The sequence below is a fragment of the Coprococcus sp. AM14-16 genome, assembly GCF_003434675.1.
Taxonomy (GTDB): Bacteria; Bacillota; Clostridia; order Lachnospirales; family Lachnospiraceae; genus Coprococcus; species Coprococcus aceti.
Genome location: NZ_QTLL01000001.1, coordinates 665,140 through 690,509, shown reverse-complemented (window position 1 = coordinate 690,509; position 25,370 = coordinate 665,140). Strand labels below are relative to the sequence as shown.

The 25,370-nt window shown below is 42.7% G+C and carries 22 protein-coding genes and 1 other RNA gene; 1 reads left to right on the top strand and 22 read right to left on the bottom strand.

Annotated features, from left to right (window positions below; all coding sequences use genetic code 11):
* Nucleotides 1-45: 45 nt before the first annotated feature.
* The 20 genes from pgeF to DW159_RS03040 form a co-directional block, all read right to left on the bottom strand.
* Nucleotides 46-891 (bottom strand): peptidoglycan editing factor PgeF, encoded by an 846-nt coding sequence (gene pgeF, locus DW159_RS03135; RefSeq protein ID WP_242992602.1) that lies wholly within the window; start codon nucleotides 889-891, stop codon nucleotides 46-48.
* A gap of 13 nt (nucleotides 892-904) precedes the next feature.
* Nucleotides 905-1,264 (bottom strand): YraN family protein, encoded by a 360-nt coding sequence (locus DW159_RS03130; RefSeq protein ID WP_015534983.1) that lies wholly within the window; start codon nucleotides 1,262-1,264, stop codon nucleotides 905-907.
* Between the two features lie 40 nt (nucleotides 1,265-1,304).
* Nucleotides 1,305-2,060, bottom strand: coding sequence for a ribonuclease HII (locus DW159_RS03125; RefSeq protein ID WP_117548921.1), 756 nt, complete (start codon nucleotides 2,058-2,060; stop codon nucleotides 1,305-1,307).
* Nucleotides 2,061-2,124: 64 nt separating this feature from the next.
* A complete protein-coding gene (gene lepB / locus DW159_RS14110; RefSeq protein ID WP_117548920.1) occupies nucleotides 2,125-3,150 on the bottom strand; it encodes a signal peptidase I in 1,026 nt (341 codons plus the stop codon).
* Nucleotides 3,151-3,999, bottom strand: a complete 849-nt coding sequence (ylqF, locus tag DW159_RS03115; protein ID WP_015534986.1) for a ribosome biogenesis GTPase YlqF — start codon at nucleotides 3,997-3,999, stop codon at nucleotides 3,151-3,153.
* A gap of 10 nt (nucleotides 4,000-4,009) precedes the next feature.
* Nucleotides 4,010-4,582, bottom strand: coding sequence for a signal peptidase I (gene lepB, locus DW159_RS03110; protein WP_117548919.1), 573 nt, complete (start codon nucleotides 4,580-4,582; stop codon nucleotides 4,010-4,012).
* Between the two features lie 110 nt (nucleotides 4,583-4,692).
* The gene (gene rplS / locus DW159_RS03105; RefSeq protein WP_055272925.1) at nucleotides 4,693-5,040 is read right to left on the bottom strand and encodes a 50S ribosomal protein L19; all 348 of its coding nucleotides are present in this window, start codon (nucleotides 5,038-5,040) and stop codon (nucleotides 4,693-4,695) included.
* Between the two features lie 220 nt (nucleotides 5,041-5,260).
* Nucleotides 5,261-5,602, bottom strand: a transfer-messenger RNA (tmRNA) gene (ssrA, locus tag DW159_RS03100).
* Nucleotides 5,603-5,696: 94 nt separating this feature from the next.
* Entirely contained in the window at nucleotides 5,697-6,044 is a 348-nt protein-coding gene (locus tag DW159_RS03095; RefSeq protein WP_117548918.1) for a hypothetical protein, read from the bottom strand.
* Between the two features lie 154 nt (nucleotides 6,045-6,198).
* Nucleotides 6,199-6,672, bottom strand: coding sequence for an SsrA-binding protein SmpB (smpB, locus tag DW159_RS03090; protein ID WP_117548917.1), 474 nt, complete (start codon nucleotides 6,670-6,672; stop codon nucleotides 6,199-6,201).
* Complete coding sequence (gene rnr, locus DW159_RS03085) at nucleotides 6,635-8,818, bottom strand: ribonuclease R (protein ID WP_117548916.1); 2,184 nt, start codon at nucleotides 8,816-8,818, stop codon at nucleotides 6,635-6,637. Before rnr ends, smpB begins: the two co-directional genes overlap by 38 nt.
* A 116-nt stretch (nucleotides 8,819-8,934) precedes the next feature.
* On the bottom strand, nucleotides 8,935-9,186 hold the full coding sequence (secG, locus tag DW159_RS03080; RefSeq protein ID WP_015534991.1) for a preprotein translocase subunit SecG: 252 nt from the start codon (nucleotides 9,184-9,186) through the stop codon (nucleotides 8,935-8,937).
* 91 nt (nucleotides 9,187-9,277) lie between these two features.
* Complete coding sequence (locus tag DW159_RS03075) at nucleotides 9,278-11,938, bottom strand: YfhO family protein (RefSeq protein ID WP_117548915.1); 2,661 nt, start codon at nucleotides 11,936-11,938, stop codon at nucleotides 9,278-9,280.
* Between the two features lie 110 nt (nucleotides 11,939-12,048).
* Nucleotides 12,049-13,530, bottom strand: a complete 1,482-nt coding sequence (gene thiD, locus DW159_RS14105; protein ID WP_117548914.1) for a bifunctional hydroxymethylpyrimidine kinase/phosphomethylpyrimidine kinase — start codon at nucleotides 13,528-13,530, stop codon at nucleotides 12,049-12,051.
* Between the two features lie 25 nt (nucleotides 13,531-13,555).
* Nucleotides 13,556-14,200 carry a thiamine phosphate synthase gene (gene thiE, locus DW159_RS03065; RefSeq protein WP_330410581.1) on the bottom strand — a complete coding sequence of 215 codons (645 nt, stop codon included), beginning with the start codon at nucleotides 14,198-14,200 and terminating at the stop codon, nucleotides 13,556-13,558.
* Nucleotides 14,201-14,271: 71 nt separating this feature from the next.
* Nucleotides 14,272-15,093 (bottom strand): hydroxyethylthiazole kinase, encoded by an 822-nt coding sequence (thiM, locus tag DW159_RS03060; protein WP_117548913.1) that lies wholly within the window; start codon nucleotides 15,091-15,093, stop codon nucleotides 14,272-14,274.
* Nucleotides 15,094-15,233: 140 nt separating this feature from the next.
* Nucleotides 15,234-15,653: a large conductance mechanosensitive channel protein MscL gene (gene mscL, locus DW159_RS03055; protein WP_015534993.1), complete on the bottom strand. Its 420-nt coding sequence runs from the start codon at nucleotides 15,651-15,653 to the stop codon at nucleotides 15,234-15,236.
* A 145-nt stretch (nucleotides 15,654-15,798) separates the two neighbouring features.
* The gene (gene gpmI, locus DW159_RS03050) at nucleotides 15,799-17,343 is read right to left on the bottom strand and encodes a 2,3-bisphosphoglycerate-independent phosphoglycerate mutase (protein ID WP_015534994.1); all 1,545 of its coding nucleotides are present in this window, start codon (nucleotides 17,341-17,343) and stop codon (nucleotides 15,799-15,801) included.
* A 109-nt stretch (nucleotides 17,344-17,452) separates the two neighbouring features.
* Nucleotides 17,453-18,211 (bottom strand): exodeoxyribonuclease III, encoded by a 759-nt coding sequence (locus DW159_RS03045; RefSeq protein WP_055144946.1) that lies wholly within the window; start codon nucleotides 18,209-18,211, stop codon nucleotides 17,453-17,455.
* A gap of 193 nt (nucleotides 18,212-18,404) precedes the next feature.
* Nucleotides 18,405-22,040: a carbohydrate binding domain-containing protein gene (locus DW159_RS03040; protein WP_158547573.1), complete on the bottom strand. Its 3,636-nt coding sequence runs from the start codon at nucleotides 22,038-22,040 to the stop codon at nucleotides 18,405-18,407.
* Nucleotides 22,041-22,264: 224 nt separating this feature from the next.
* On the opposite strand from DW159_RS03040, the gene DW159_RS03035 reads away from it, so the two are divergent.
* Nucleotides 22,265-23,023: a helix-turn-helix domain-containing protein gene (locus DW159_RS03035; RefSeq protein WP_117548911.1), complete on the top strand. Its 759-nt coding sequence runs from the start codon at nucleotides 22,265-22,267 to the stop codon at nucleotides 23,021-23,023.
* Between the two features lie 133 nt (nucleotides 23,024-23,156).
* Here DW159_RS03035 and tpiA read toward each other — a convergent pair whose 3' ends face one another.
* Both tpiA and DW159_RS03025 read right to left on the bottom strand, forming a co-directional pair.
* Nucleotides 23,157-23,909, bottom strand: coding sequence for a triose-phosphate isomerase (tpiA, locus tag DW159_RS03030; RefSeq protein ID WP_004852916.1), 753 nt, complete (start codon nucleotides 23,907-23,909; stop codon nucleotides 23,157-23,159).
* A gap of 92 nt (nucleotides 23,910-24,001) precedes the next feature.
* Nucleotides 24,002-25,216 carry a phosphoglycerate kinase gene (locus tag DW159_RS03025; RefSeq protein ID WP_022216404.1) on the bottom strand — a complete coding sequence of 405 codons (1,215 nt, stop codon included), beginning with the start codon at nucleotides 25,214-25,216 and terminating at the stop codon, nucleotides 24,002-24,004.
* Nucleotides 25,217-25,370: the final 154 nt, after the last annotated feature.

The window sequence follows — 25,370 nt, the reverse complement described above, 5'->3', positions numbered from 1 at the left end:
TAATTGTCTACGGATCAAAAGCTGCAACAAATGAATAACGCCCTATCATTCAGGGAGCATGATCACCGCCGCAAGATTACCCCGCAGGCCTTTGCTCGCCCTGTGTGAAAAAAGCCATTCGCTGTTACAGCATGTACATATATTTGTCACGTCAATATTCTCAGGTTTTACACCCGAATCAACAAGATTGTAATAGTTGGCCTTGTGGAGATCAAGCAGATATTTGCCATTACCCTTGCTAAATACGATCTGAGCCGCCTCAGATTGCGTATATGCCTCTATAAAGCGCATTGCTACATCTTCGCTCACCTCATAGCAATTCTTGCATATAGAAGGTCCTATGGCGCAAATGAGATTCTCTGGAGATGTTCCATATTCAGACTTCAATCTGTTTATCATATGTCCGCTTATCTTGCTGACGGTTCCCTTCCACCCGGAGTGATTCGCCGCAACAACCTTTTTCACCGGATCATAGAACAATACAGGGACACAGTCCGCATAAAATGTCATAAGTGGTATCCCCGGAACATCCGTCATAAGTCCATCGATCTCCAGAATATCCGACTCTCTGATTATTCCCTTTCCGGCATCCTTCTCTGTAACTTTATATATGTCTGTCTTATGCACCTGATCTGAGAACACAAGCTTTTCGTGATCATACCCCACTGCAGTGGCAAATCTGCGGTGATTCTCCATTACCAGATCCGCATCATCGCCTCTGTGGAAGCTCAGGTTCATGGAACCCAGATATCCCTCACTCACTCCGCCGATCCTGGTGGAGAATGCATTTACAACTCCGGCTCTGTCCAATTTGTCAAATGATATATAATCCACGCCATCCACCGTGTGGACATGTGTTGAATTGTCTTTCCTAATATACTTTATATCCATATCCGCCATCCTATCAATATCCCGAATACTCAAATGCATTTTCTATATGATGTATATCCTCACCAAGTATGGTTATCACATCAAATCTAACCGGGGTGTCCATTCCATATCCATATTTGTTCAGGAAGAATAATGCAGTCCTACATATCTGTCTCTGCTTGCGCACATCGACAGCCTCCTCCGGCAAGCCCTTATGTACTCCGGACCTATACTTCACCTCGATAAACACTATATATCCATCGTGTTTTGCCACTATATCTATCTCACCGCTGGCCACCCTGAAATTCCTGCACAGGATCTCATAGCCCCTGCCAGCCAGATGATCAGCAGCTAAAGCTTCCTTTTCATTACCGGTTGCTCTGCTGTTATACATCATTTCACCTTTCCATGAATATATGTGTGATGAACAATTGTTATACAAAGTTCTTGATAAACGTCCTTCTGTGTATTGCGCACGGACCGATCTTCTTGAGCGCATCAATGTGCTCTGCCGTACCATATCCCATGTTTTTTGCAAATCCATACCCCGGATACAGACTGTCATACTCAACCATAAGCCTGTCCCTTGTAACCTTTGCAATTATACTTGCTGCCGCAATCGACGCAGACAGCGTATCACCTTTTATTATGCCTACCTGCTCGATATCAACACCCGGAATATTAACCGCATCGTTTAACAGGAGCTGTGGTTTAACCTGAAGCTTCGATATAGCCTGCTTCATCGCCTCGTAATCTGCATTGAGAACATTTATCTCGTCAATTACTTTCTCGTTTGCCATACCCACGCCTACAGCTACAGCCTTCGCCATGATCTCATCGTATAGAGCCTCCCTCTTCTTCGGTGTGAGCTGCTTGGAGTCGTTGAGGTATAAAATATCACAGTCCTTTGGAAGAATGACTGCAGCAGCCACTACAGGACCTGCAAGCGGGCCTCTTCCGACCTCATCTATACCACATATATATCCCTTATCAGCGTATTTTCTCTCAAATTCAAACATTTTATAGCTGCGGGCTTTTTCCTTTTCAAGAGCATTGATCTTTTTCTGAGCGGACGCTATGATCTTCTTTACCCCATCTCTATCATCGTCGCCATACTTCTCGATAAGCCCCGAATATTCACTTATATCAGCATCAGCAAATACTTTTTTTATCTCCGCTATACTTTCCATATGTCCTCCACCTAAAAACAAGGACCATTGCCACTTTTTAGGCAACAGCCCCTGATATCTTATCCTATTCTATCTTGCCAAAACCGCCTGTAAATCTGAATACAGCCCTGCCAATGATATCTTTCTTGTGTATATTGCCAACATCCTCCACACGGCTGTCACGGCTGTTGTTTCTATTATCTCCCAGAACAAAGTACTCGTCATCACCCAGTGTGATCTCCTCGGCTGCAACTCCGCGCTTGTCGCTGGCTATAGCCTCTCTGCCATACACATCGCCCTCCAGAGGCTCGTCATTTATATAGATAACACCATCTTCGTCTATATACACTGTCTCACCCGGAAGTCCGATTATACGCTTGATGAAGAAGGTCTCATCATCGTCTCCATACGGGAATACAACCACATCAAATCTCTTCGGCGAGCCAAATTCATACTCAAGCTTGTCAATCCATAATGTATCTCCGCTGTGAAGAGTATTGCTCATGGACTCTCCACTGACCTCTGTTCGCTGTCCGACAAATGTGAGCACAGCCCAGCATATGCCAATTACTATTATTATATAAATACACAGAAATATGAGATCCTTGACAATATTGACTTCCTTTTCGGCCTTTTCTTTCTTTTTTGCCTCTTTCTTCTCTTTCCTGAGCTGCTTCTTTAAAGCCTTCTCGTCGAGTTCTCCATCCTCATTGTACACTTCTTCAGAAGAGTCTGTATTAACCGCTTCTGCAGTTTTATCTGAGCTCTCAGATTTAGCTGCTCCTGCAGCTTCTTCCGATGTCTCCTTCTGAGATGATTCTTCCGATTTATCTGCTGTCTCCGCCTTTGCATCAGCCGAACTCTCAGCGACTGCTTTGTCCCAGGACCAGGAGGACTTCTCCTTATTTTCCTGCTCATCGTCGGCATTTTTCTTTTCAGCTTCCTTTGCTTCCTTCGCAGCCTTTTTTGCAGCCTTCTTCTGTTCTTTATCTATCGCTTTCTGACGCTTCTTCTCATATTTGGCGATCTCTTTGTCCCTTTCCTTCTTCGCAGGGTCATCCTCAAATATATCGTTTAACGCATCAGCAACATTCTTGTTTTCTTCACTCATCTAGTCTTCCTTCGGGGTCTCCAATGTAATACGCCCCAGCTTTCCCGATCTGAAATCATCGATCAGCAGAGCCGCAGCCTTGTCATAATCGAGCTCCCCGCCCTTCTTAATGCATTGTCTCTTCTCTGCGATACCTGTCAGCATCTGTACAGGATCATCAACACTTTCAATATTATACCTTTGAACAAGGGTATTACAATAGTTTGCCTGTAAAAATTTAATTAATTCAACCGCTATATCCGTTATGCTGAGTATCTCATCATTGATCGAACCTATGAACGCAAGTCTGAGACCAACGGCCTCATCATCGAATTTCGGCCATAAAATACCGGGAGTGTCCAGAAGCTCAATATTCTTTCCAAGTCTTATCCACTGCTTGCCTTTTGTGACACCAGGCTTATTTCCAACCTTGGTGCAGGCCTTTCTCGCATAGGAATTGATAAACGTGGATTTGCCGACATTCGGGATACCAACTATCATCGCCCTTATCGGACGGTTTATGATTCCCCTTTTTCTATCCCTCTCTATCTTCTCTTTGCAGGCCTCCTGCACGATATTGTTGATACTCTTCATCCCCATACCGTCACGGGCATTTATCTTTGCAACGGCAAAGTCTTTATTCTTATAATAGTTTTCCCACTTTGTTGTGACTGCATCATCCGCAAGATCTGATTTGTTGAGGAGTATGAGTCTGTATTTGTTCTTTGCAAGCTCGTCTATATCAGGATTCTTACTACTGAATGGGATTCTTGAATCCACCAGCTCTATGACGATATCTATAAGTTTTATATCCTCCTGCATCATTCGTCTTGCTTTTGTCATATGTCCGGGATACCACTGTATATTCATATCTCTACCTCTATTTTATCTTTACTCTGCCCAGCATCTCGCTCTTTTGCACATTGCCAGCCGCCTGAAATCTTGAATCCTGGCTGTTGTCCGGATTGTCTCCGAGCAGGAAGTATTCATTCTCTCCAAGTGTGATCGCAGATTCCGCTATTCCGGCTGTTTTTATCTCACAGTCGACGGGATAATCTGCAAGCGGATTGCCATTTATATATACCTGACCATTCTGGATAAGCACAGTCTCACCCGGCAGGCCTACCACTCTCTTGATGGAATAGTATTTGTCCTGATTCTCAACTATACGATACGCTACCACATCGTATCTTTCCGGGGATGTCACCAGATAAACAGCCTTATTGACCAGATACGATTCTCCATCCGTCAGTGTCGGCTCCATGGATGGTCCTACCATATATACCGTCTGGAATCCAAATGCAACAAAACCATAACCAAGTATAGCCGCTGTCAGTATCGATATGAACCAGCCAAGTGCGCTCTTCATAGTCTTTTTCAATGATCTCTGTTGTCTTCTCTGACGCCTTTTTTCTCTCCTTATCCTTCGGAGTCTGTCATATCTCTCACTCATGAATTCTATCCTTCAATCATCAATATATTTGTTCAGTTCATTTCATCCATTCTAAAAATGGCTGGAGTAGAAATACTCCAGCCACTTTTACTTTCATGTTACAAGCTTTATTATTTAACAAGCTCCTTAACCTTTGCTGCCTTACCAATTCTTGAACGTAAGTAGTAAATCTTAGCTCTTCTAACTTTACCTTTTCTTACAACTTCAATCTTCTCAACGAAAGGTGAGTGTACAGGCCATGTCTTCTCAACACCGCATCCGCTAGAGATCTTTCTAACTGTGAATGTCTCTCTGTTGCTTCCGCCCTGTCTCTTTACTACAGTACCCTCGAAGATCTGGATTCTCTCCTTGTTACCCTCTTTGATTCTGTTGTGTACCTTAACAGTGTCTCCTACGTTGAACTCATCAACGCTCTCCTTCATCTGTGAAGCTTCAAGATTCTTAATGTAATCGTTCATTGTGTTCCTCCTTAATATTCTGATGTTCTTACTACCATATCCACCGGATATATGGGCACAGAGGACCATCACTCTTTTCACAACTCATTTAATATAACATACTGAAATTGTAGATGCAAGAAGAATTTTCGGATTTTATCCGTTTTTTAGCAAACAGGGCATATAGATTGATTTCTATATGCCCTGTTGCATTAAATATCTTGTTCGACTTAATTCAGTCAAGTGGAGCTGGCGGGAGTCGAACCCGCGTCCAAAAGCTCATTCACTACAGTTTCTTCCATCACAGTCAGTGCTTTAACATTTCCTCAGCCTATCGCCCACTAACATGCTATAGACCTTAGTAGCTTCATGGATTTTCCTACATCGCAAAGCTTAGATGCAGGAGTTTGCCGAAAATCGACGCCATTCCTAAAGGCTCGGCGTTCCTAAAGGATGACGACTGCCCTTAGGCAGCGTATGCTAAATTATCGTTAGCGTTTATTTTTTTTCCAGCTTTTAGCGTGGCTCTGGTCCACGGATGGCTTCCATAGCTTCAAAACCCCTGTCGAAACCAGTCAACCCCTGATCATAGATCAGTGATAACCGATCATATATAATATATGCAGCAAATATCACAATGATACCTGCGCCTATATATCTTAATTTATCAGATGCTGTTACTCAGCGTCAGCAGTTGTATCTTCCGCTGCATCTGTCGCCTCTGCTGTATCTTCTGCAGCTTCAGTTGTATCTGCTGTGTCCTCAGCATCTGAGGCTGTGGCAGAAAACAGAGTGTCATAACCGCTGTCCTTCCAAGTCTTATCAACATATTCTGATAAGCTTGAAGCATCAACGTACTTAGGTATCGCCTTATATATCTTCACACCCGCAACACTTCCAACTATAGCAGCGATAACAACAATCGTAACTGTTATAGCTGTTATCTTCTTGATCTTCTGCTTCCTGAGAATCTCCTTGCGGTGCTTTTTCTCATATTTCTTCTTATCTACTTTACTCTGACTCATAACGCCCTTCTCCAGACTATCGTTTATTTGATTCCGATACACACATTATATCTGAACCAGCTTATCTTCTTCAACACCCTGCTAGTATAACACATGCTGTATCATATTTCCAATAATAAGTTTGATTTCACAGAAATTCCACAAACGCTCACGATCAGAAGTCCTTGCTCCTACTCTTGAGATCTCTCTCCATCTCGCGCTTAATATCCTTCTTGGCGATATCCTCACGTTTGTCGTAGAGCTTCTTACCTCTTGCCAGACCTATCTCCATCTTGACAAGTCCATCTCTGATATATACCTTGAGCGGCATAATGGTATAACCCTTCACCTTCTGCTGTCCGATGAGCTTGTTGATCTCGTACCTGTGGAGCAGCAACTTTCTCGTCCTGAGCGGATCTTTATTGAATATATTCCCCCTCTCATATGGGTTGATATTCATTCTGTACACATACACCTCGCCGTGGTCTATTCCGACAAATGCTTCCTTGATACTGCAGTGTCCCTGTCTTATGGACTTTACCTCGGTTCCCACAAGCTCTATTCCGGCCTCAAACTTCTCTTCTATAAAATACTCGTGATATGCCTTTTTGTTATTTGCGATGAGAGTGTTTCCTCTTTCCTTTGACAAATGTATCCTCTCCTTTATATACAATACTGAAATCTATCGACTTCGTCATCTTGTCTGTATTCTTCACCTTTATCTGTATAGGATCACCGATGGCATATTGTTTGCCCGTGTCCTCACCTATCATAGCATAATCTTCCTGAGAAAAATAGTAATAATCGTCGAGCATATCTGCCACGTTCACAAAGCCTTCCACCGTATTCGGCAGTTCCACGAACATTCCCCGGTTTGTAACTCCCGAGACAAATCCGTCATAGACCTCGCCAATGTGAGCTGACATATATTCCACCTTCTTGAGCTTCTCCACATCACGCTCAGCTTCCTCAGCTCTTCTCTCCTTGCGCGAATTGTCATCAGCCACCCTGTCAAGTATCATGCTATAATGTTCTATTCTCCTCGAGTCAAGTCTGCCATGTATATTTTCCTTTATTATACGATGTATCTGCAGATCTGGATATCTCCTTATAGGAGAAGTGAAATGACAGTAATACTTACACGAAAGTCCAAAATGTCCTGTGCACTCCGTTGAATACTTCGCCTGTTTCATGGTCCTCAGCGCCATCCTACTCACAAGATTCTCATAAGGCTCACCCTTTATCCTGTCAAGCAGCTTCTGGAATTCTTTCGGATGTATATTCTCCTTTGATGCCTTAAAGTACATTCCAAAATTACTTATAAGGAGCGCCAGCTGCTCAACCCTGTCTGCATCAGGTGTCTCATGCACTCGATACTCAAATGGTATATCCTGCCAGAAATAATCCTCAGCAATCGTCTCATTTGCAGCAAGCATAAAATCTTCAATGATCTCATTGGATCTGCGTCTCTCATATACACCTATTGATACAACTTTGCCGTCGGAGTCTATCTTGATCTTCGATTCGTCAAAATCAAAATCTATTGAGCCTCGTTTTCTTCTGTTCGCTCTGAGAAGATCCGACACATGAAGCATCATCTCGAACATGGGCACAAGCTCCTCATATTTTCTGGTCTCCCCTGGATCGTGATCCTCGACAATTGCAGACACACTTGTATATGACATTCTACGGTCCACATTGATCACAGTCTCACATATCTTATGTCCTACTATGTGGCCCTTCTGATCTATGTCCATAAGGCAGCTAAGTGCAAGTCTGTCCTGTCCTTCATTCAGCGAGCAGATACCATTTGACAGCTTGTGTGGAAGCATAGGTATTACCCTGTCCACGAGATAACAGCTTGTACCTCTGTTAAGTGCCTCTTTATCCAGAGGGGAATTCTCCTTTACATAGTGGGTCACGTCAGCTATGTGCACACCAAGCTTGTACATTCCGTCCGCCTCATAGAGTGTTATGGCATCGTCCAGGTCTTTTGCATCCTCGCCATCTATCGTCACTGTCTGAAGATGTCGGAGATCCGTTCTGCCTGCCATCTCCGATGCGCTGACAAAATCAGGGATCTGTGAGAGGCTGTCCATGACCTCGTCAGGAAAATCGACTGGAATGTCCAGAGCTCTGACCACAGACAGCACGTCACTCTCCGGATCATTTATATGTCCAAGTATCTCTATAATCTTTCCCTCCGGAGACTTCACTTTGTCTCCATAACTGATGATCTCCGCCACAACCTTATGTCCAGCCATGGCGCCCATGGAATTTGCCTTGGATATAAATATGTCTCCATCTATTTTCAGATTGTCAGGTATGACAAATCCAAAGTTCTTATTCTTCTGATAGACTCCGACAACCTTCTTTAGTCCACGCTCAAGTATCTTTATAACCGATGCTTCCTGCTTCATTCCCTTCGGTCTGTCCTCCGCACGTATGAGGACTGTATCACCGTGGAACGCTCCCATGGTATTCTTCTCAGGGACAAAGAAATCCTCCTTCATGCCCTCAACGCGGACAAATCCAAAACCTCTCTGATTGCCGATAAATGTTCCCTTGTATGTTCCTTCTCCGACCTTCTGATATCGTCCTTTTGCCGATCTGATGATCAGTCCCTCCTCTGTGAGGTCATTCAGTATATCGAGAAATGTCTGTCTCTCATCTCCCGGGACCTGAAGGAATGTACACATCTCCTTGAACTTCATAGGCGGATAATCATCATCGCATATAAATTCATATACCGTCTGTTTTCTTCTGTTGTATAACTCCAAATCCTTATTATCCATAACAAACCCTTTCTATATACATTATGCCCGCATCCCTACCGCACAAATACATTGCATAATGAGCAAAAAAATGCTTACATATATCAGTTAATATATGTAAGCATCAGAAATCATTATTAGTTGAAAAGCTTTGAGTCAAGCAGTAATGCAAGTACAAAGAAGAGAACTGTGAGAACTGCTGTTATCTTCTTAAGTATCTCCTGCTTTGAGCTTCCCTTATTCTTGCTCCAGTAGGAATTGTCAAATCCGCCGCCTGCTCCTGATATGGAACTTGTAAGGCTCGCATCCTTTCCTTCCTGTGAAAGAACCACTATTGCTAATACTATACATACTATAACATAAATTACCATTAATATTGTCTTCAGCATCTTAACACCTCCGTTTCCGAAAAAATGGTGTGTGTATAATTTTAACACCAACTTGAAACATAATAACACAACAAAATAATATATTCAATAACTATTTTCTTCGTTTTCTGTAAAACTCCGCAAATACCAGCATTGCGATACCTATTATCGAACAGGCAATACCTACGCCTGCATATTTCACATGGAATTTCATCTCAACAACATTCTCACCCTCAACAAGACTTATAGAATACAGGCTGTCTACCACCTTATCCGGCTGTACCTTCTGGCCGTTAACTTTGACTGTCCAACCATCACAGTAAGGAATAGATGTGAATAAACTCTGTCCTTCCTTGGCATTTACAACAAATTCTGCGCTGCCATTTTCTATATCCATCACATCAGGGGTATGTTTCTCAAGCTCCTCTGCTATGCTTTTCAGCAAATCCAGATCAAGAACATAAAACTGCTCTGCTCCATCATCCAGATCTAGCTTCATCTTTGAGTGAAGCACAACCTTGTAGTAATCACGATCCTCATTTACAGGAATATTGAACACTGACGGCGAAAGCCATCTGGCATATCTGGTCCTGTATATTCCATTGACATTCAGCTTTGCGTTAAACAGACTGTTCCATGGGATATTGCCATAAGCGATGTAATTGCCTTCCGGGATCTCCATCTTGTATACACGCTTCTTTGCTTTACTTACAACCGTCTCGTACTTTAAAGGCTTATAGATCTCAACCTTTCTGCCGAGCAGCTCGCTGTAGAGCTCATTTTGATATTCAAACGGATTGCCGTTATATTTTGCCGCTGTATATTTGCCTGAATCATATACAAATGCCATAGGCAGGCTGTATGGGTTCTCGTATACATCGGCTCCATTTGCATTGTCTGCAATATCCTCTACTTTATTCATGCCCTCCAGAGCATAATCAGATACGATGTATCTGACTCCCAGCAGTGAATCAGTTCCAAGCACCGGCATGTTGACAACACTTAGGTTATCGCCTTCGCTCCTGTATCCCGTGTCCACAAGGAAGTTCAACACTGTGCTGTCAGCGGTCGACACATACGATCCTATCGCCCAATACCCATAACCAAACGACTCGTCATAATTTGCTCTGACATTGTTCTTATATTTAAAATTATCATCCGTATCTTTGCCATTATTGTTTTTCTTTTTTTCGAGTGATCTTGTCGCCCTTGATCTGGTCTGGCTGATCCTGTATGTATCGGAATCATATTCTTTCAGATCATTTATAAGGCCTTCCATAGCCGTCTCATACTCAACAAAACTCTCACCGTTGTCGATATGGATATTGTCCATTTGCAACATCACGCTGTATCCTGTCTCAACAGTCAGCACTGCACACAGAATGACCGTAAATATAATTCCTAACACTCTTCCGGCTCCTACGTTTTTCGAAAGCCTGCTTACGAGTGCTATCAAAACGGCTACCCCTACAATTAGCGCAGCGGTCAGCCATACAAGTTTGTTATCCTGGACTCCATGCAGATAGTTTACACCAAGCATAGCCGCACTAAATATCGCACTTGCAATGATAACCCGCCATTTTACAGCATTCAGATCCTCCGAGAGGAAAAATTCAGCGGCAAAGAATAATATGCAGAATATTCCAACATGTGAATATCTGTACCAATATGATCCAACCTCTTTGAACAGAGAAAATGCCATGCACAATGGATTCCAGTAAAACATGAGCAGCATTACCACAAGCGTGACAAATGCTAATATCTTCTGCTTTACATTGTGTTTCTTACCGATGAAGATTCCAATAAATCCTATCAGCGCCAGACATCCGCAGTACAGAGACACGCTTCCCTTCTGACTCTGTGCGCCAAGCGAATATCCGTCTATCACAGATGAAACATCACCGATAAATGACATGTCGAGCAGAGAGCCGAAATCAAGACTTCCTCTTACACTATAACGCATCGCACCTATCGTCGGAAGGAACAACACCCCACTGATCAGAACTCCCGCCAGCATTGAATATATAAACCGTCCAAGTTTTCCGGCAAAATCCTTTATGACAGTCTTCTCAGCCTTAGTATCCCCACTGTACAATCTTGAATATGCAAATTCAAACAAAAACCAGAAACAGGCAAATACACAGTTGATTCCGCCCATATACCAGTTGAACAGAACTGCCAATGCAACTGATACGGAAAGCATAACAGGCCTGCCACCGTTAACCACTCTGTACACGCCCAGCATTATGAGCGGTAACATATAGAAGCCGTCAAGCCACATTATATTACATGCCTGGGCGATTCCATACTGACTCACTGCATAGCTCACCGCCAGAAAAATGATAAGTGCCTGCTTTTTCACAGAACCATCATTCCACTCTTCAAATCTCCTGTTGAGATAAAATGCAAATGTCGCCGCCGCACAGGCAAGCTTTAACGTTATGATCACATGTACGAACAATACAAGCTGGGATTTGTCGAATAACAACAGCAATAAATTGAACGGGCTGGAAAGATAATAACTGAATACTCCTATGCAGGCCCCTCCTATAGATTTGCTGAAAGAATAATCTATATTATTTTTGCCGTCAAATACATCCTTCAGATATGCCAGAAAATCAAGATACTGAAAATCAGCATCCTTGGATGCGAGTGAGTGTACTCCGAACGGCACATACTTTTTTATATAAAACAGAAGCCACAGCAGGCAGAATGTGATAATGCCCGCTGTAAGCATCTGAATAACGAGCTGTTTTCTCTGTTCTTTCTCCATCGTATTCTTCTCCAGATTATTTAGTTTTAATATAATACTACACAATCTGTGAAAATACTATATAGATTAAAAATTTTTAATGAAAGAATTTCTAACTTTTACATACTGATTTATAACATATACCTACTTCGTATATCGAAACCATGATTCAGCGGTCCACTGCCCGATCCCAGATCCAGCATGGCCTCCAGGGCACCGGATATATATTGTTTGGCCATTCTGACTGAATCACTTACATCATATTCCTTTGCGAGATTTGAAGCGATCGCACTTGAAAGCGTACATCCTGTGCCATGTGTATTCGGATTATCAATACGCTCACCCGAAAACCAGGTGATATTCTCTCCGTCAAAAAGCATATCATTTGCATCATTTATGCTGTGTCCACCCTTTACAAGGACAGCGCAGCCATACTTTCCGTATATACATCTGGCGGCATTCTCCATATCAGCTACGCTCTTCACCGATATACCAGTGAGCGCCTCAGTCTCAGGTATGTTTGGCGTTATGAGCTTTGCAAGTGGGAACAGTTTACCGGTCATGACCTCCACCGCATCATCGCTTATAAGCTTAGCACCACTGGTCGCCACCATCACAGGGTCAAGCACGACATTCTCCGCATTGTATCTGGCAAGTCTGTCAGCTATCACATCAATAAGTTCAGGAACAGATACCATTCCTATCTTGACCGCTTTCGGCCGTATATCGGTAAACACCGCATCTATCTGGGCGCCAAGTACATCAGGGATAACGTTCATGATAGCAGTCACTCCTGTGGTATTCTGAGCCGTGAGGGCTGTGATCGCACTCATACCAAATACGCCATTTGCCTGCATGGTCTTGAGATCCGCCTGCACACCTGCGCCACCTGAGGAATCGCTTCCGGCTATGGTGAGGACAGGCACAAGACGGCTTCTGTCAGAATTTATACTGCACAGCATGTCATCCATACTCTTAAAATAATGATCACAATGTGCTATAAGATCTCCCTGTCTGTCCCTGCTGGATTCGTCATAGAGACCGACCACAACAAATCCTCCGTTCTGTGCTGTCTCCGCCGCATGATATGCGTCCTCGAATACAAATGTATCCGAAGCCGGAGTTCCCATAAACTCAGCCGCCATCTCATATATCTTAGGTGAGGCTGCCTTGCCCACGCCCACCTCAGAACATGTAAATATCCTGTCAACATACTTCATAAGTCCCGTCCGCACAAGTGCTGCCTCAACATGGCATCTGTCTGTGGATGTTGCAACAGTGACCGGGATATCATATCTCTTTAAGAACCTCAGCAGTTCAGGCACACCTGACTTCGGCTCAACTTTATTTGCATAGAAATCGCGCACAGTCTCATTGATACCGTCTATAATCTCCTTCGCGCTGAGTTCAAGTCCATAGTGTTTCTGCATATATTCTGCGCCCTTCATCATGGTCATGGTGAAAAGCACCTTCTCAAGATCAGGTTCTGCCTGTATCCCCTGTCCCGCCAGATACATCTCTCCGGCATGATCCCACATAGGCATAGAGTCAAGCAGAACCCCATCCATATCAAATATCGCACCTTTTATATCACTGATAACTATTTTTTTCATATACACCTCTATATCATATATTTAGTCAGGCATCAAGCATATTCTCTACAGAAACCTTGAGCTCCTCTGTGGCCTTCTGTATGTCCTTTTGTCCGAATATGGCACTTATAACTGCCACACCGCATATTCCGGAGCCCGCAAGCTCGGCCACATTATCCTTTGTTATGCCGCCTATGGCAATGACCGGTATGGACACCGCCTCACAAATGGCCTTGAGAGTTTCATGGCTCACATCGTCTGCGTCATCCTTTGAACCTGTTGTAAACACTGCTCCTACACCAAGATAATCTGCGCCGTGCTTTTCCGCTATAATCGCCTGTTCGACAGTCTGTGCAGACACTCCAAGTATCTTGTCAGGGCCGAGTATCTTTCTGACGTCCATGGCCTCCATATCACTCTGTCCCACGTGTACACCGTCAGCATCTATATCTTTTGCTATGCTGACCTCGTCATTGATGACAAATGGAACTCCATATTCCTTACAAAGCTTCTGTATCTCCTTCGCCTCAGCGAGGAAGTCTTCTCTGTCGAGCTTCTTCTCCCTGAGCTGTACAAATGTTGCACCGCCGTCAAGTGCCTTCTTTACCTGATCATACAGAGTCTCTTCACCAAGCCAGTGTCTGTCAGTTACTGCGTAGAGCAAGAGCTCTTTCTCACTGCAATTTATCATACTATCCGTCCTTCCTATATGTTTCGATCCCGATCTGATGCAGATCCAGGCAATTATTAGACTTCCGTCAATTATCTGATTTCAAACTTTGCGCCCTGTTCAAGTGTATCCCCGTCCATATTGTATATGGCATCGATTATCCTGTTCCTGTATGTTGAATTACCCTCAAATGCCTGCAGATGGGAATAACCGATCTCCCCAGCAAGTCCCATGACCATGACAGCCGCTGCAGCAGCCTCAAGCTTGTTGTCCTGATTTGCCACAACATATGCTGTCATCATTCCTGAGAGCTGGCAGCCTGTTCCAGTGATCTTACCCATCTCAGGACGGCCGTTTCTGATTACATAACATTTCTCGCCGTCCGCAACAAGGTCTATTGCGCCTGTTACAGCTATGATAGATCCCGTTTCAGCAGATAGCTTCTTGACAAATGTCACTGCATTATCAAGCGTATCCTCCGTAACCGCATCTGCCACATCGGCATCAACACCCTTTGTGCTGCCGGAACCATATGCCAGAGTTTTGATCTCAGAGATATTTCCTCTTATAACATCAAATCTAATCTCCTTCATAAGTCCAACAGCCGTATCAGTTCTGAGCTTACTTGCTCCTGCTCCAACAGGATCGAGAAGTACAACATGTCCAAGTTCATTTGCCTTCTTCCCTGCCAGGTACATTGATGGAATAGTGTTCTTGTTAAGTGTTCCTATGTTGATATTCAGACCACCACATATGCTTGTGATATCCTCCACGTCACCCTCATCATCCGACATGATAGGACTTCCACCGCACGCCAGAATGACATTTGCCACATCATTTACAGTTACATAGTTTGTTATATTGTGTACCAGAGGTACATTCTTTCTTACATTTTCAAGGCACTCTTTTATCATGTTTTTCTGTCTCCTTTATATATACTCTGTTGTTTATCTGCTAATCTTTTTTGACGAAAAGCGGCCATACCATAAGGCACAGCCGCTTTTCTTATGCTGTATGTATCCCTACGCCGGCGCTGATCCAGGTCAGACCTGATCTACTCCTGGGCAGGAGGTACATCAGATGTACAATGCATACACTTTGTTGCTTTGATATCTATCTCCCCCATACAGTATGGGCACTTTCTTGTGAGAGGAGCTGCCTCCTCTTTCTTCTTACCAAGATCCATGATCGCATTGATTCCCTTCATGATGACAAATATAACAAATGCCATGATTATGAAGTTGATAACTGCTGAAATAAACGCTCCATACTCGATATACTGTCCTGTATGGAATATCTGAAAATGTCCACCAATCTCTGCTCCACCGATGCTGTTGATTATTGGTGTGATGAAACAGTCTGTAAAAGATGTAACCAATGACTGGAACGCTCCACCAATGATAACACCGATTGCAAGACTCATCACATTTCCCTTAAGGGCAAACTCCTTAAACTCTTCCAAAAACTTCTTCATATGTATCCTTCCAACTGAATACAGCACCGATCATAACAATCTTATATTATAATTCGGTGCCGTATCTTTTATTTATTGTTTCTCGCGCGATTGATATGACATATATCTACATTTGCTGTCATCGCTCATCGCACATCATCTTTTTTTACTTTCTTACAATAAGTGACTTGCCTGTCATCTCCTTAGGCTGAGGAAGTCCCATAACCTCAAGAAGTGTAGGTGCGATATCTGCAAGACATCCGCCCTCACGAAGCTCTACATCTTCACCATAGTTGTAAAGGATAAATGGTACAGGGTTAGTTGTATGAGCTGTATGTGGAGCACCGGTCTCATAGTTGATCATCTGCTCTGCGTTACCATGATCAGCACAAATAAAGAGAACACCATCAACCTTATCAATTGCCTCTACAGCAGCGCCAACGCACTTGTCAACTGTCTCTACAGCCTGGATAGCTGCTGGGATAATACCTGTATGACCAACCATATCAGGGTTTGCAAAGTTGATGATGATCACATCATACTCGCCACCAAGGATAGCTGCATTGAGCTTCTCGCTTACCTCTGGAGCACTCATCTCAGGCTGAAGATCATATGTTGCTACAGCAGGTGACTTTACAAGGATTCTGTCCTCATTCTTGTTAGGCTCCTCAACACCGCCGTTGAAGAAGAAGGTTACATGAGCATACTTCTCTGTCTCAGCAAGTCTGAGCTGCTTGAGACCCTTAGCTGCAAGGTACTCACCGAATGTGTTGTCGATCTCTTCCTTCTTGAATGCTACAAGCTTGTTAGGTATTGACTCGTCGTAGTCCTTGAAACATACATATGTGAGTGGCATGCGGCCATTTGCTCTCTCAAATCCATCAAAATCATCACAGCAGAATGCTCTGGTGATCTCGCGGGCTCTGTCTGGTCTGAAGTTAAAGAATATAACTGAATCATTTGGTTTAACAAGTGATACAGGCTTACCATTCTCTGTGATTACTGTAGGAAGAACGAACTCATCATATACTTCCTTGTCATATGACTCCTGCATAGCTGCAACCGGGTCCTCAGCCTGAACGCCCTCACCTGTTACAAGTGACTTGTATGCAAGCTCTACTCTGTCCCATCTGTTATCTCTGTCCATTGCGTAGTAACGGCCTGACATAGATGCAACCTTACCTACACCAATCTCCTTCATCTTTGCGATAAGCTCCTCAAGGTATCCCTTACCTGATGCAGGCGGTGTATCTCTTCCATCGAAGAATGGATGAACGTATACGTTCTCAAAGTTCTGCTTCTTGCAGAGCTCAAGGATCGCATAAAGGTGTGTATTGTGGCTGTGAACACCACCATCTGAGAGAAGTCCCCAGAGATGAAGATCTGAATTGTTCTTCTTGCAGTTTTCTATTGCAGCAAGCATCTCCTCGTTCTCAAAAAAATCTCCATCAGCGATTGCCTTTGTGATTCTTGTAAGCTCCTGATATATGATACGGCCTGCGCCGATATTCATATGACCTACCTCTGAATTGCCCATCTGACCGTCTGGAAGTCCTACAGGAAGTCCTGAAGCTGCGCCCTGCACAAATGGTGCTGTAGCCATAAGTTTGTCCATAACAGGTGTCTTTGCAAGTGCTACTGCATTGCCCTCTGTCTTGTCACTGAGACCATATCCGTCGAGGACCATTAAAACTACTGGTTTCTTACTCATAATTTTTCTCCTTTTTATTTATTCCGGCTAAATGCCTCTTAATCATAATTCACTCATTTGAGATTATACTTATATAATGCCTATTTTTCAAGTTCAAATCCAACTCAAATCACAGGTCAATATCCAGTTCAACCGGGCAGTGATCAGATCCCATGATATCAGTGTGTATCTTGGCATCGACAAGCTTGTCCTTCAAACTCTCAGATGTGAGAAAATAGTCGATACGCCAACCTGCATTCTTCTCCCTTGCCTTGAATCTGTACGACCACCATGAGTAGATATTTTCCTGATCCGGATAAAAATATCTGAATGTGTCGATGAAGCCATCATCTAGAAGCACCGTCATCTTCTCTCTTTCCTCATCAGTAAATCCCGCATTCTTCCTGTTTGTCTTTGGATTTTTCAGATCTATCTCATTGTGAGCCACGTTCATATCGCCGCACACTATAACAGGCTTATTCTCCTCAAGCTTTTTCAGATATGCTCTGAAATCATCCTCCCACTTCATCCGGTAATCAAGCCTTGCAAGCTCGTTCTGTGAATTTGGTGTATATACAGTCACCATGTAGAAGTTCTCATATTCAAGTGTTATGACACGACCCTCATGGTCGTGTTCATCTATGCCTATACCTTTTGTTTCACTCAAAGGTTTCTCTTTTGTGAAAATAGCCGTACCTGAATATCCCTTCTTATCCGCATAGTTCCAATACTGATAATATCCTGGCATATCAAGTGTGAGCTGTCCCTCCTGCATCTTGGACTCCTGTATACAGAATATGTCTGCATCTATGCTGTTAAAAAAGTCCATGAAGCCTTTACCGGCGCATGCCCTTATTCCATTTACGTTCCATGAGATAAGTTTTTTCATAAATTTATATACCATTTTATCCTTTCATTATTATTTGGGGAAAATCATGTTTTATTTTATCATACAAACACCCATTCTGACTGTCAAATCATTAAAAAAATTCACCAAAATCCTGCTATGACCACAACGAAAAAAGGCAGCGACGATTCGCCGCTGCCTAAGGGTATATATTATTGTTTTTTAGGGGTCAAATTTAATTTTTTACAAATGATACATTTGATATAGAAACTGTATGTGCTCCAAGTGTGTATCCTTCAACATATCCCATTGAGAAGAATAATCCGGCACCTGTATCAACAGTGATACCATCTGTGAAAACTTCTTCCTTAGGTGTAATTGTGAGTGTTATATCTTTAGCCTCACCAGCTGTAAGAACTACATCTTCACCGCCATGCCATGCATATCCGGCTGAAGGAGTCATAACAGCAACCTTTACAACTCTATCAACATCAGAAAACAATGTACATTTAAGCGTATATGACTCGCCCTGCTCAAGAGACAATCCCATCTGCTTAAGCTGGATGTTCCAGTCTGCCTCACCCACGTTTGCAACACTGTATGTGATCTTTCCATCTCCAGTTTCAATTGTGGCATCTCCAGGAGCAGTCACTGCATTTTCCCAACCGGCAAGGCTACCATCCTCACTCATCTCAAATTCTGGGTTTGTGAGAAGATTCTTACCTACAGGCACATCTATCTCTGGAGCCGAAGTCTTTTCAAGGATAATGTTATCAATACATATTCTATGCTGATCTGTAATTGCCGAACCATTTTCTCCGCCTGCGCCAAGTGCAATATTGAAAATACTCTCTTCGTCTGTGTCACAGGCCATCTGGAATGTGTTTGAAACAGTCACATATTTCTGATCAGCCTGATCGTATGCATCAAGCTTTACTGTCTCCTGAACATACGGTGTCCAGTCCTCTGCACCTGTACTATCCTTATGTGTACTTCCATCCCTCTGTATCGCATACTGAACAGTTCTCGACACAGAACTCTTTATATCAAATGAAAGCTTGTACCACTGTCCTTTCTCAAGCTTGATATTATTCTGCTTGAGCTGTATCTTCCAGTTCTGGTCACCTGAATTCTTTATTGTGAAGTCAGCAGCATTGTCCTCCTTCTGGCTGTCCACAACAGACTCTGCATCCGCACTGCTGTCTATATACACATCATATCCAGCAAAATCTGCTGAAAAGTTCCCATTGAGAAGAAGTGAATCCTGCATTATCTTCACATTGTCTAACAGAACTTCTCCGCTGTTACCAAAATCAATGCTGATTGAACTGTCAGTCACTTCTTCTCCGGTCTCAAACTTGTAAACATAATTCTTAATTCCTTTATCCAGAGTTACATCAAACTTTGAATCTCCCGTAGTGATAATTATATTCTTTCCCTCAGTTGCAGTCTCAGCATCAAATTTAAGTACATACTTTGTATTTGGGGCATACGCAAGCTCATCCTGTGATAATACGAAGTTGCCATCTATACTCTCATCCAATGACTTGTATGAAAATCTTCTTCCGTCAGACAGACCTGTCACCTTATACTCAGCACCGCAATTGTTGCTGACTGTCCAATATCCAAGTCTTCCTGTTCCTTCCTGAAATTCACCATTGTAAACTAGGTTTCCATCAGCGAGGATCGTCTTCTTGTCAACTATCTCAGTCTGATTTGTCTTTACCAGCTTTACATTTGCAATATGTACACCAGCCACGCTTCCCTGATTGCCGAAGTTGAATTCTATTCTTCCCTTGTCATCAGATGAATCAGTCATCGTATACTCATACTCAAATGTCTGTTTCTCTGTTGTCATATCAAATTTTGTATCCTTAAGATATCTTCCCCATGATCTGGTTGGCGCTGAGACATCAATTATGCCTGTTCTCGCCTCATCCGCCCACGCATCAAATGAAAGCTTGTATGTGGCACCTTTTTCTACAGGAATATCAGGCTGTACCAACTGTATGCTGTAATCAACCGTTCCTGCATCAATTGTATTTATGTTGATTGTATTGTTCTCGATGACCGCTGTTCCTTCGCCGCCATTCTGCGCCATAAAAATCCAGTTTTCTGCATCTCCCAGATCCTCGGTCTCACTAAAATCACCATTTATTACATAATTGCCATTTTCATCCGGATCACGAATTATAACTTCACGCTCTGGCTTTGTCACATTTTCGTCATAAGACTCCTTCTGGTATACTCTCACATAATCAACATATAAGCTCTCACTGTTAATATAATCTGCATCTGCATCCGGATTTCCTGGCCAATTACCGCCAACTGCAAGATTGAGTATTACATAGAATGGCTGATCAAACGGTGCCGGATAAGTAACTGTACCTTTTCCGGCAGTTGTAGAATACCAGTCATTTTCCTCATGCATCTTAACTCCATCTACATACCACGTAATTTTTCCAGGCTCCCAGTCACATGTAAATACATGATAGCTGTCCGCAAATGACTTTCCATTTGAAAGTGTATATTTTCCCTGTGACTCTGAATGCGGATTGCCATAGTGAATCGTTCCATAGGTTGTATATGTATTGTCTCCAAGAACCTCCATCACATCTATCTCACCACATCTAGGCCACTGTCCATACAGGCTCTCGTTTGTAGGCATCATCCATGCTGCTGGAAGATAACCCTTACCTGTAGGAACCTTTGCTCTGAACTGTACTCTGCCATACTTGAAATCCTGCTTATTCTGTGTGTTTACTCTTCCCGATGTATATGATATAGAACCATCCTCATTCACTTTTTTCTTTGAGCTTATAACAAGTGTGCCATTCTTGACTTTTATATTATCTTCAGAATCAACATATGACTGAAGCTCATTATTGACCCAGCCAGGCTCATGGAGTTCAACATTCCAAATATCACGGTTGAGCTCTGTTCCGTCAAATTCATCATGCCATAAAAGTTTATACCCCTGCGACTCGTATTTATTTTCTACAGTCACCTTCTTATTTACAGTCACTTTACATGTTGCTTTCTTTCCTGAACCGTCAGCAGCTTTTGCTGTGATTGTAGCTGTACCTGGTGCTATAGCCTTCACAACGCCTTTTGCTGAAACCGTTGCAATCTTTTTATTGCTCGATGTCCAACTTAACGTCTTGTTGGTTGCCGATGCAGGAGCGACAGTAGCTGTAAGCGTTTTACTGCTTCCCTCTGTGATAGTGAGTGTTGCCGCTGAAAGCTTGATAGAAGTAACTGGCTGTTTTACTGTAATCTTACATCTTGCATATTTGCCACTTCCATCCATAGCCTTCGCAGTTATATATACTCTTCCAACCTTAACTGCTTTTACAACACCTTTCGAGGAAACTGTTGCTATTCTTTTATCTGATGATGACCACTGAATTCTCTTATATGTGGCATTCTTTGGAGCAATTGAAGCTTTTAACGTCCTGCTGGTTCCTTTAAACATGTTCACAGCCTTTGCAGACAATTTAACAGTCTTCGTAGGAACCCCAACATAAACATTAAACCTATACATTACCTTTGGGTTTGCAGCACTCTTCACTGCTACAACCGCTTTTCCTGATTTTACCGCTTTGACAACACCCTTGTTATCTACTGTAACTATCTTCTTATTTGATGATACATATGTTACTTTTTTGCTGATCTTACCTGTAACTACAACTCTAGGTTTCACCCGAAACTTTGTACCCTTTTTTAGTACAAGTTTATTTGTGACAAGATTTGTCACAGTTACAGACTTTACCGCAGCTTTTGATGTTCTAGCACTAACGTCTGATGGACACAGAGTGATCAGCATACAAACTACAAGTATCATAGCCACAAGCTGTTTTAACCTTCTCATAAAATACTCCTCTCCAAAAATAAAATAATAATATTTACGACGTCGCATCTTTATAAAGTATTTTGATAATAACATCTTATACATTTGCCATATATCGTTTTATTGCTTTTTATATAGTTTACATGATATATTATAGAGGAGTTGTAAAGTAAGACTTTTATAAACTTTTGATAACATATAAATTTTTACCCTGACACAATTTACTGAAAAGGATTTATACACATATGAAATACTCAAAGGAAATATTCTACCAGGAATTTATAAGACGCGAAGATTCAACCAATAGAGCGCCCTATAACCCTGAACTTGAATTTTACTCAATAATACAAAATGGAGATATAGAACAGGTTAAAGAATTGTGTAAAGCCTCACCACTTAAGGATAAAAAAGGACTCGGCTTACTATCTGAAAAGCCGGTCAACAATATAAGATATCATTTTATCATAACAACAGCCCTTGTTGCAAGATACTGTATTGAAGGTGGTCTCGATGTGGCAACTGCTTACAATCTCAGTGATTTTTATATAAAAAAGTCAGATACAATGAAGTCTGTGGAGGATATATCTGAATTACATGCGTTCATGTGCATCGACTATGCAAAAAAAATGCGAAACCTTAAGAAAAATTCCATATGCTCCAAACCGGTCGCAGAGTGCATAGACTACATATACGATCATCTGCATACTAGGATCACTGTTGAACTTCTGGCAAAACGTGTCAATCTCACCCCGTCATACCTGTCAAGGCTGTTCAAAAAAGAGACCGGAGATAATATCGGACATTATATAAAAATGCTAAAACTTGATACTGCAAGGAACATGCTCATATACTCTGATTATAGCCCTGCCCAGATAGCACAGACTCTCGCATTTCCAAGTCAGAGTTATTTTACCGAACAGTTCAGATTACATACTGGTCTAACACCTGCGAACTATAGAAATATAAATTTAAGGCAAACCCCATTTCATAAAAACAATACTTAGTTCCTGAAATATACCACCTTGTTTTTCTAAGCGTAAACAAAAGGGATTACCTTGTGATAAAGCACTTGATAATCCCTTTCAATATTCTATATCAGATTTAATCTAAAACTAATATATTTTAGCCTGTTTAAAATTACTTTCCGGCATTTACAACCTGACCGAAATCAGCCTTGAGTGAAGCACCGCCGATAAGACCACCGTCGATGTCTGGCTTTGCAAGGAGCTCAGCAGCGTTGCCAGCGTTCATAGAACCGCCGTACTGAATTCTTACCGCCTCAGCTGTATCTGTATCGTAGATCTCAGCGATGAGATCACGGATTCCCTTACATACTTCCTGTGCCTGATCTGATGTAGCTGTCTTACCTGTTCCGATAGCCCAGATTGGCTCGTAAGCGATAACCATTGACTTAACCTGATCTGCTGTTACGCCAGCGAGATCTGACTTGATCTGAAGACGGATCCAGTCCATAGTAACACCGAGCTCTCTCTGCTCAAGTGACTCACCACAGCAAAGAATAGGTGTGATACCAGCCTCAAATGCCTTCTTAACCTTCTTGTTGAGAAGAACATCATCCTCCTTAAAGTAATCACGACGCTCTGAATGTCCGATGATAACGTACTTAACACCAGCATCAACAAGCATTGCTGCTGAGATCTCGCCTGTGTAAGCTCCGCTCTCCTCGAAGTACATGTTCTCTGCACCTACAGCTACGTTTGTTCCCTTTGTTGCCTCAACAACTGGTACGATATCGATAGCTGGTACACAGTATACTACATCTACGTCATCATTCTTTACTAAGTCCTTTAACAGGTTAACAAGCTCAACAGCCTCGCTAGGAGTCTTGTTCATCTTCCAGTTACCTGCAATAATCTTCTTTCTTGCCATTGTAATCTACCTCTTATATTTGTATTTTTTGATGAGTACCGGCCTGAACCGGCACCCACCAGTATAATCTTTATATCTCAGCGATATACAAATTACTTGTCGTTAGCTGCTGCTACACCCGGAAGCTCCTTACCCTCAAGGAACTCAAGTGAAGCTCCACCACCTGTTGAGATGTGGCTCATCTTTGAACCGTAACCAAGCTGGTTAACTGCTGCTGCTGAATCTCCACCACCGATGATTGTTGTAGCGTCTGTATCAGCAAGTGCTGCTGCAACTGCCTTTGTACCAGCTGCAAGTACAGGGTTCTCGAATACACCCATAGGTCCATTCCAAACAACTGTCTTAGCTGTCTTAACTGCGTCTGAGTAAAGCTCGATAGTCTTAGGTCCGATATCGCAGCCTTCCTTGTCTGCAGGCATCTTGTCAGCGTCAAATACCTCTGTCTTGATGCTTGGATCGTCGATAGGGTTAGGGAAATCCTCGATCATAACTGTATCAACTGGGAGAAGAAGCTTCTTGCCAAGGCTCTCTGCCTTTGCCATCATCTCCTTACAGTAATCGATCTTAGAATCATCTACAAGTGACTTACCGATCTCATATCCCTTAGCCTTAAGGAATGTGTAAGCCATACCACCACCGATGATAAGTGTATCGCACTTCTCAAGAAGGTTTGAAATAACGTTCAGCTTGTCAGCAACCTTAGCACCACCGAGGATAGCTACAAATGGTCTAACTGGGTTCTCTACTGCATTGCCAAGGAAGTCAATCTCCTTCTGCATTAAGTAACCAACTACTGCTGTGTCAACAAGTCCAGCAACACCAACGTTTGAGCAGTGAGCTCTGTGAGCTGTTCCGAATGCATCATTTACAAATACATCACAGATGCTTGCAAGATCCTTAGAGAAAGCCTCTCCATTCTTTGTCTCCTCAGCTCTGAAACGAGTATTCTCAAGAAGGATTACATCCCCATCCTTCATAGCGTCAACTGCAGCCTTAACTGTATCGTCAACAACCTCAAGGCTTGGTACGAACTTAACCTCCTGTCCAAGGAGCTCTGTAAGTCTCTTAGCAACTGGTGCAAGGGTCTTAGTCTGCTTGTCTTCCTCAGTCTTAACCTTTCCAAGGTGTGAGCAAAGGATAACCTTTCCACCGTCAGCGATAAGCTTCTTGATTGTTGGAAGAGCTGCAACAAGTCTGTTCTCGTCTGTAATCTCTCCGTTCTTTAATGGTACATTGAAGTCGCATCTGCAAAGCACGCGCTTGCCCTTAACATTGATATCATCTACTGATTTCTTGTTTAATGACATTTCTAATTCCTCCTAAATAATGTTATAGAACAGAAAACTATAAGTTGTCCTCTGCCCAGCTACCTACCCGCTCTTATGCGGGAACATAGAAACGCATAATTGCTTCCTACGAAGAAAAAAGGGCCCGGTCCTTGGAGACCGGACCCTCTATTAG

Excerpts from the sequence above, each read along its gene's own strand:
- secG (WP_015534991.1), bottom strand. The coding sequence starts at position 9,186 with ATGCTGAAGACAATATTAATGGTAATTTATGTTATAGTATGTATAGTA.
- thiD (WP_117548914.1), bottom strand. The coding sequence starts at position 13,530 with ATGAAAAAAATAGTTATCAGTGATATAAAAGGTGCGATATTTGATATG.
- DW159_RS03045 (WP_055144946.1), bottom strand. The coding sequence starts at position 18,211 with ATGAAAAAACTTATCTCATGGAACGTAAATGGAATAAGGGCATGCGCC.
- thiM (WP_117548913.1), bottom strand. The coding sequence starts at position 15,093 with ATGATAAAAGAGTGCCTTGAAAATGTAAGAAAGAATGTACCTCTGGTA.
- ylqF (WP_015534986.1), bottom strand. The coding sequence starts at position 3,999 with ATGAATATACAGTGGTATCCCGGACATATGACAAAAGCAAGACGAATG.
- thiE (WP_330410581.1), bottom strand. The coding sequence starts at position 14,200 with ATGATAAATTGCAGTGAGAAAGAGCTCTTGCTCTACGCAGTAACTGAC.
- lepB (WP_117548920.1), bottom strand. The coding sequence starts at position 3,150 with ATGAGTGAAGAAAACAAGAATGTTGCTGATGCGTTAAACGATATATTT.
- DW159_RS03075 (WP_117548915.1), bottom strand. The coding sequence starts at position 11,938 with ATGGAGAAAGAACAGAGAAAACAGCTCGTTATTCAGATGCTTACAGCG.
- rnr (WP_117548916.1), bottom strand. The coding sequence starts at position 8,818 with ATGGATAATAAGGATTTGGAGTTATACAACAGAAGAAAACAGACGGTA.
- DW159_RS03130 (WP_015534983.1), bottom strand. The coding sequence starts at position 1,264 with ATGTATAACAGCAGAGCAACCGGTAATGAAAAGGAAGCTTTAGCTGCT.
- pgeF (WP_242992602.1), bottom strand. The coding sequence starts at position 891 with ATGGATATAAAGTATATTAGGAAAGACAATTCAACACATGTCCACACG.
- DW159_RS03025 (WP_022216404.1), bottom strand. The coding sequence starts at position 25,216 with ATGTCATTAAACAAGAAATCAGTAGATGATATCAATGTTAAGGGCAAG.
- rplS (WP_055272925.1), bottom strand. The coding sequence starts at position 5,040 with ATGAACGATTACATTAAGAATCTTGAAGCTTCACAGATGAAGGAGAGC.
- mscL (WP_015534993.1), bottom strand. The coding sequence starts at position 15,653 with ATGAAGAAGTTTTTGGAAGAGTTTAAGGAGTTTGCCCTTAAGGGAAAT.
- DW159_RS03040 (WP_158547573.1), bottom strand. The coding sequence starts at position 22,040 with ATGAGAAGGTTAAAACAGCTTGTGGCTATGATACTTGTAGTTTGTATG.
- DW159_RS03125 (WP_117548921.1), bottom strand. The coding sequence starts at position 2,060 with ATGGAAAGTATAGCGGAGATAAAAAAAGTATTTGCTGATGCTGATATA.
- DW159_RS03095 (WP_117548918.1), bottom strand. The coding sequence starts at position 6,044 with ATGAGTCAGAGTAAAGTAGATAAGAAGAAATATGAGAAAAAGCACCGC.
- tpiA (WP_004852916.1), bottom strand. The coding sequence starts at position 23,909 with ATGGCAAGAAAGAAGATTATTGCAGGTAACTGGAAGATGAACAAGACT.
- gpmI (WP_015534994.1), bottom strand. The coding sequence starts at position 17,343 with ATGAGTAAGAAACCAGTAGTTTTAATGGTCCTCGACGGATATGGTCTC.
- DW159_RS03035 (WP_117548911.1), top strand. The coding sequence starts at position 22,265 with ATGAAATACTCAAAGGAAATATTCTACCAGGAATTTATAAGACGCGAA.
- lepB (WP_117548919.1), bottom strand. The coding sequence starts at position 4,582 with ATGAGTGAGAGATATGACAGACTCCGAAGGATAAGGAGAGAAAAAAGG.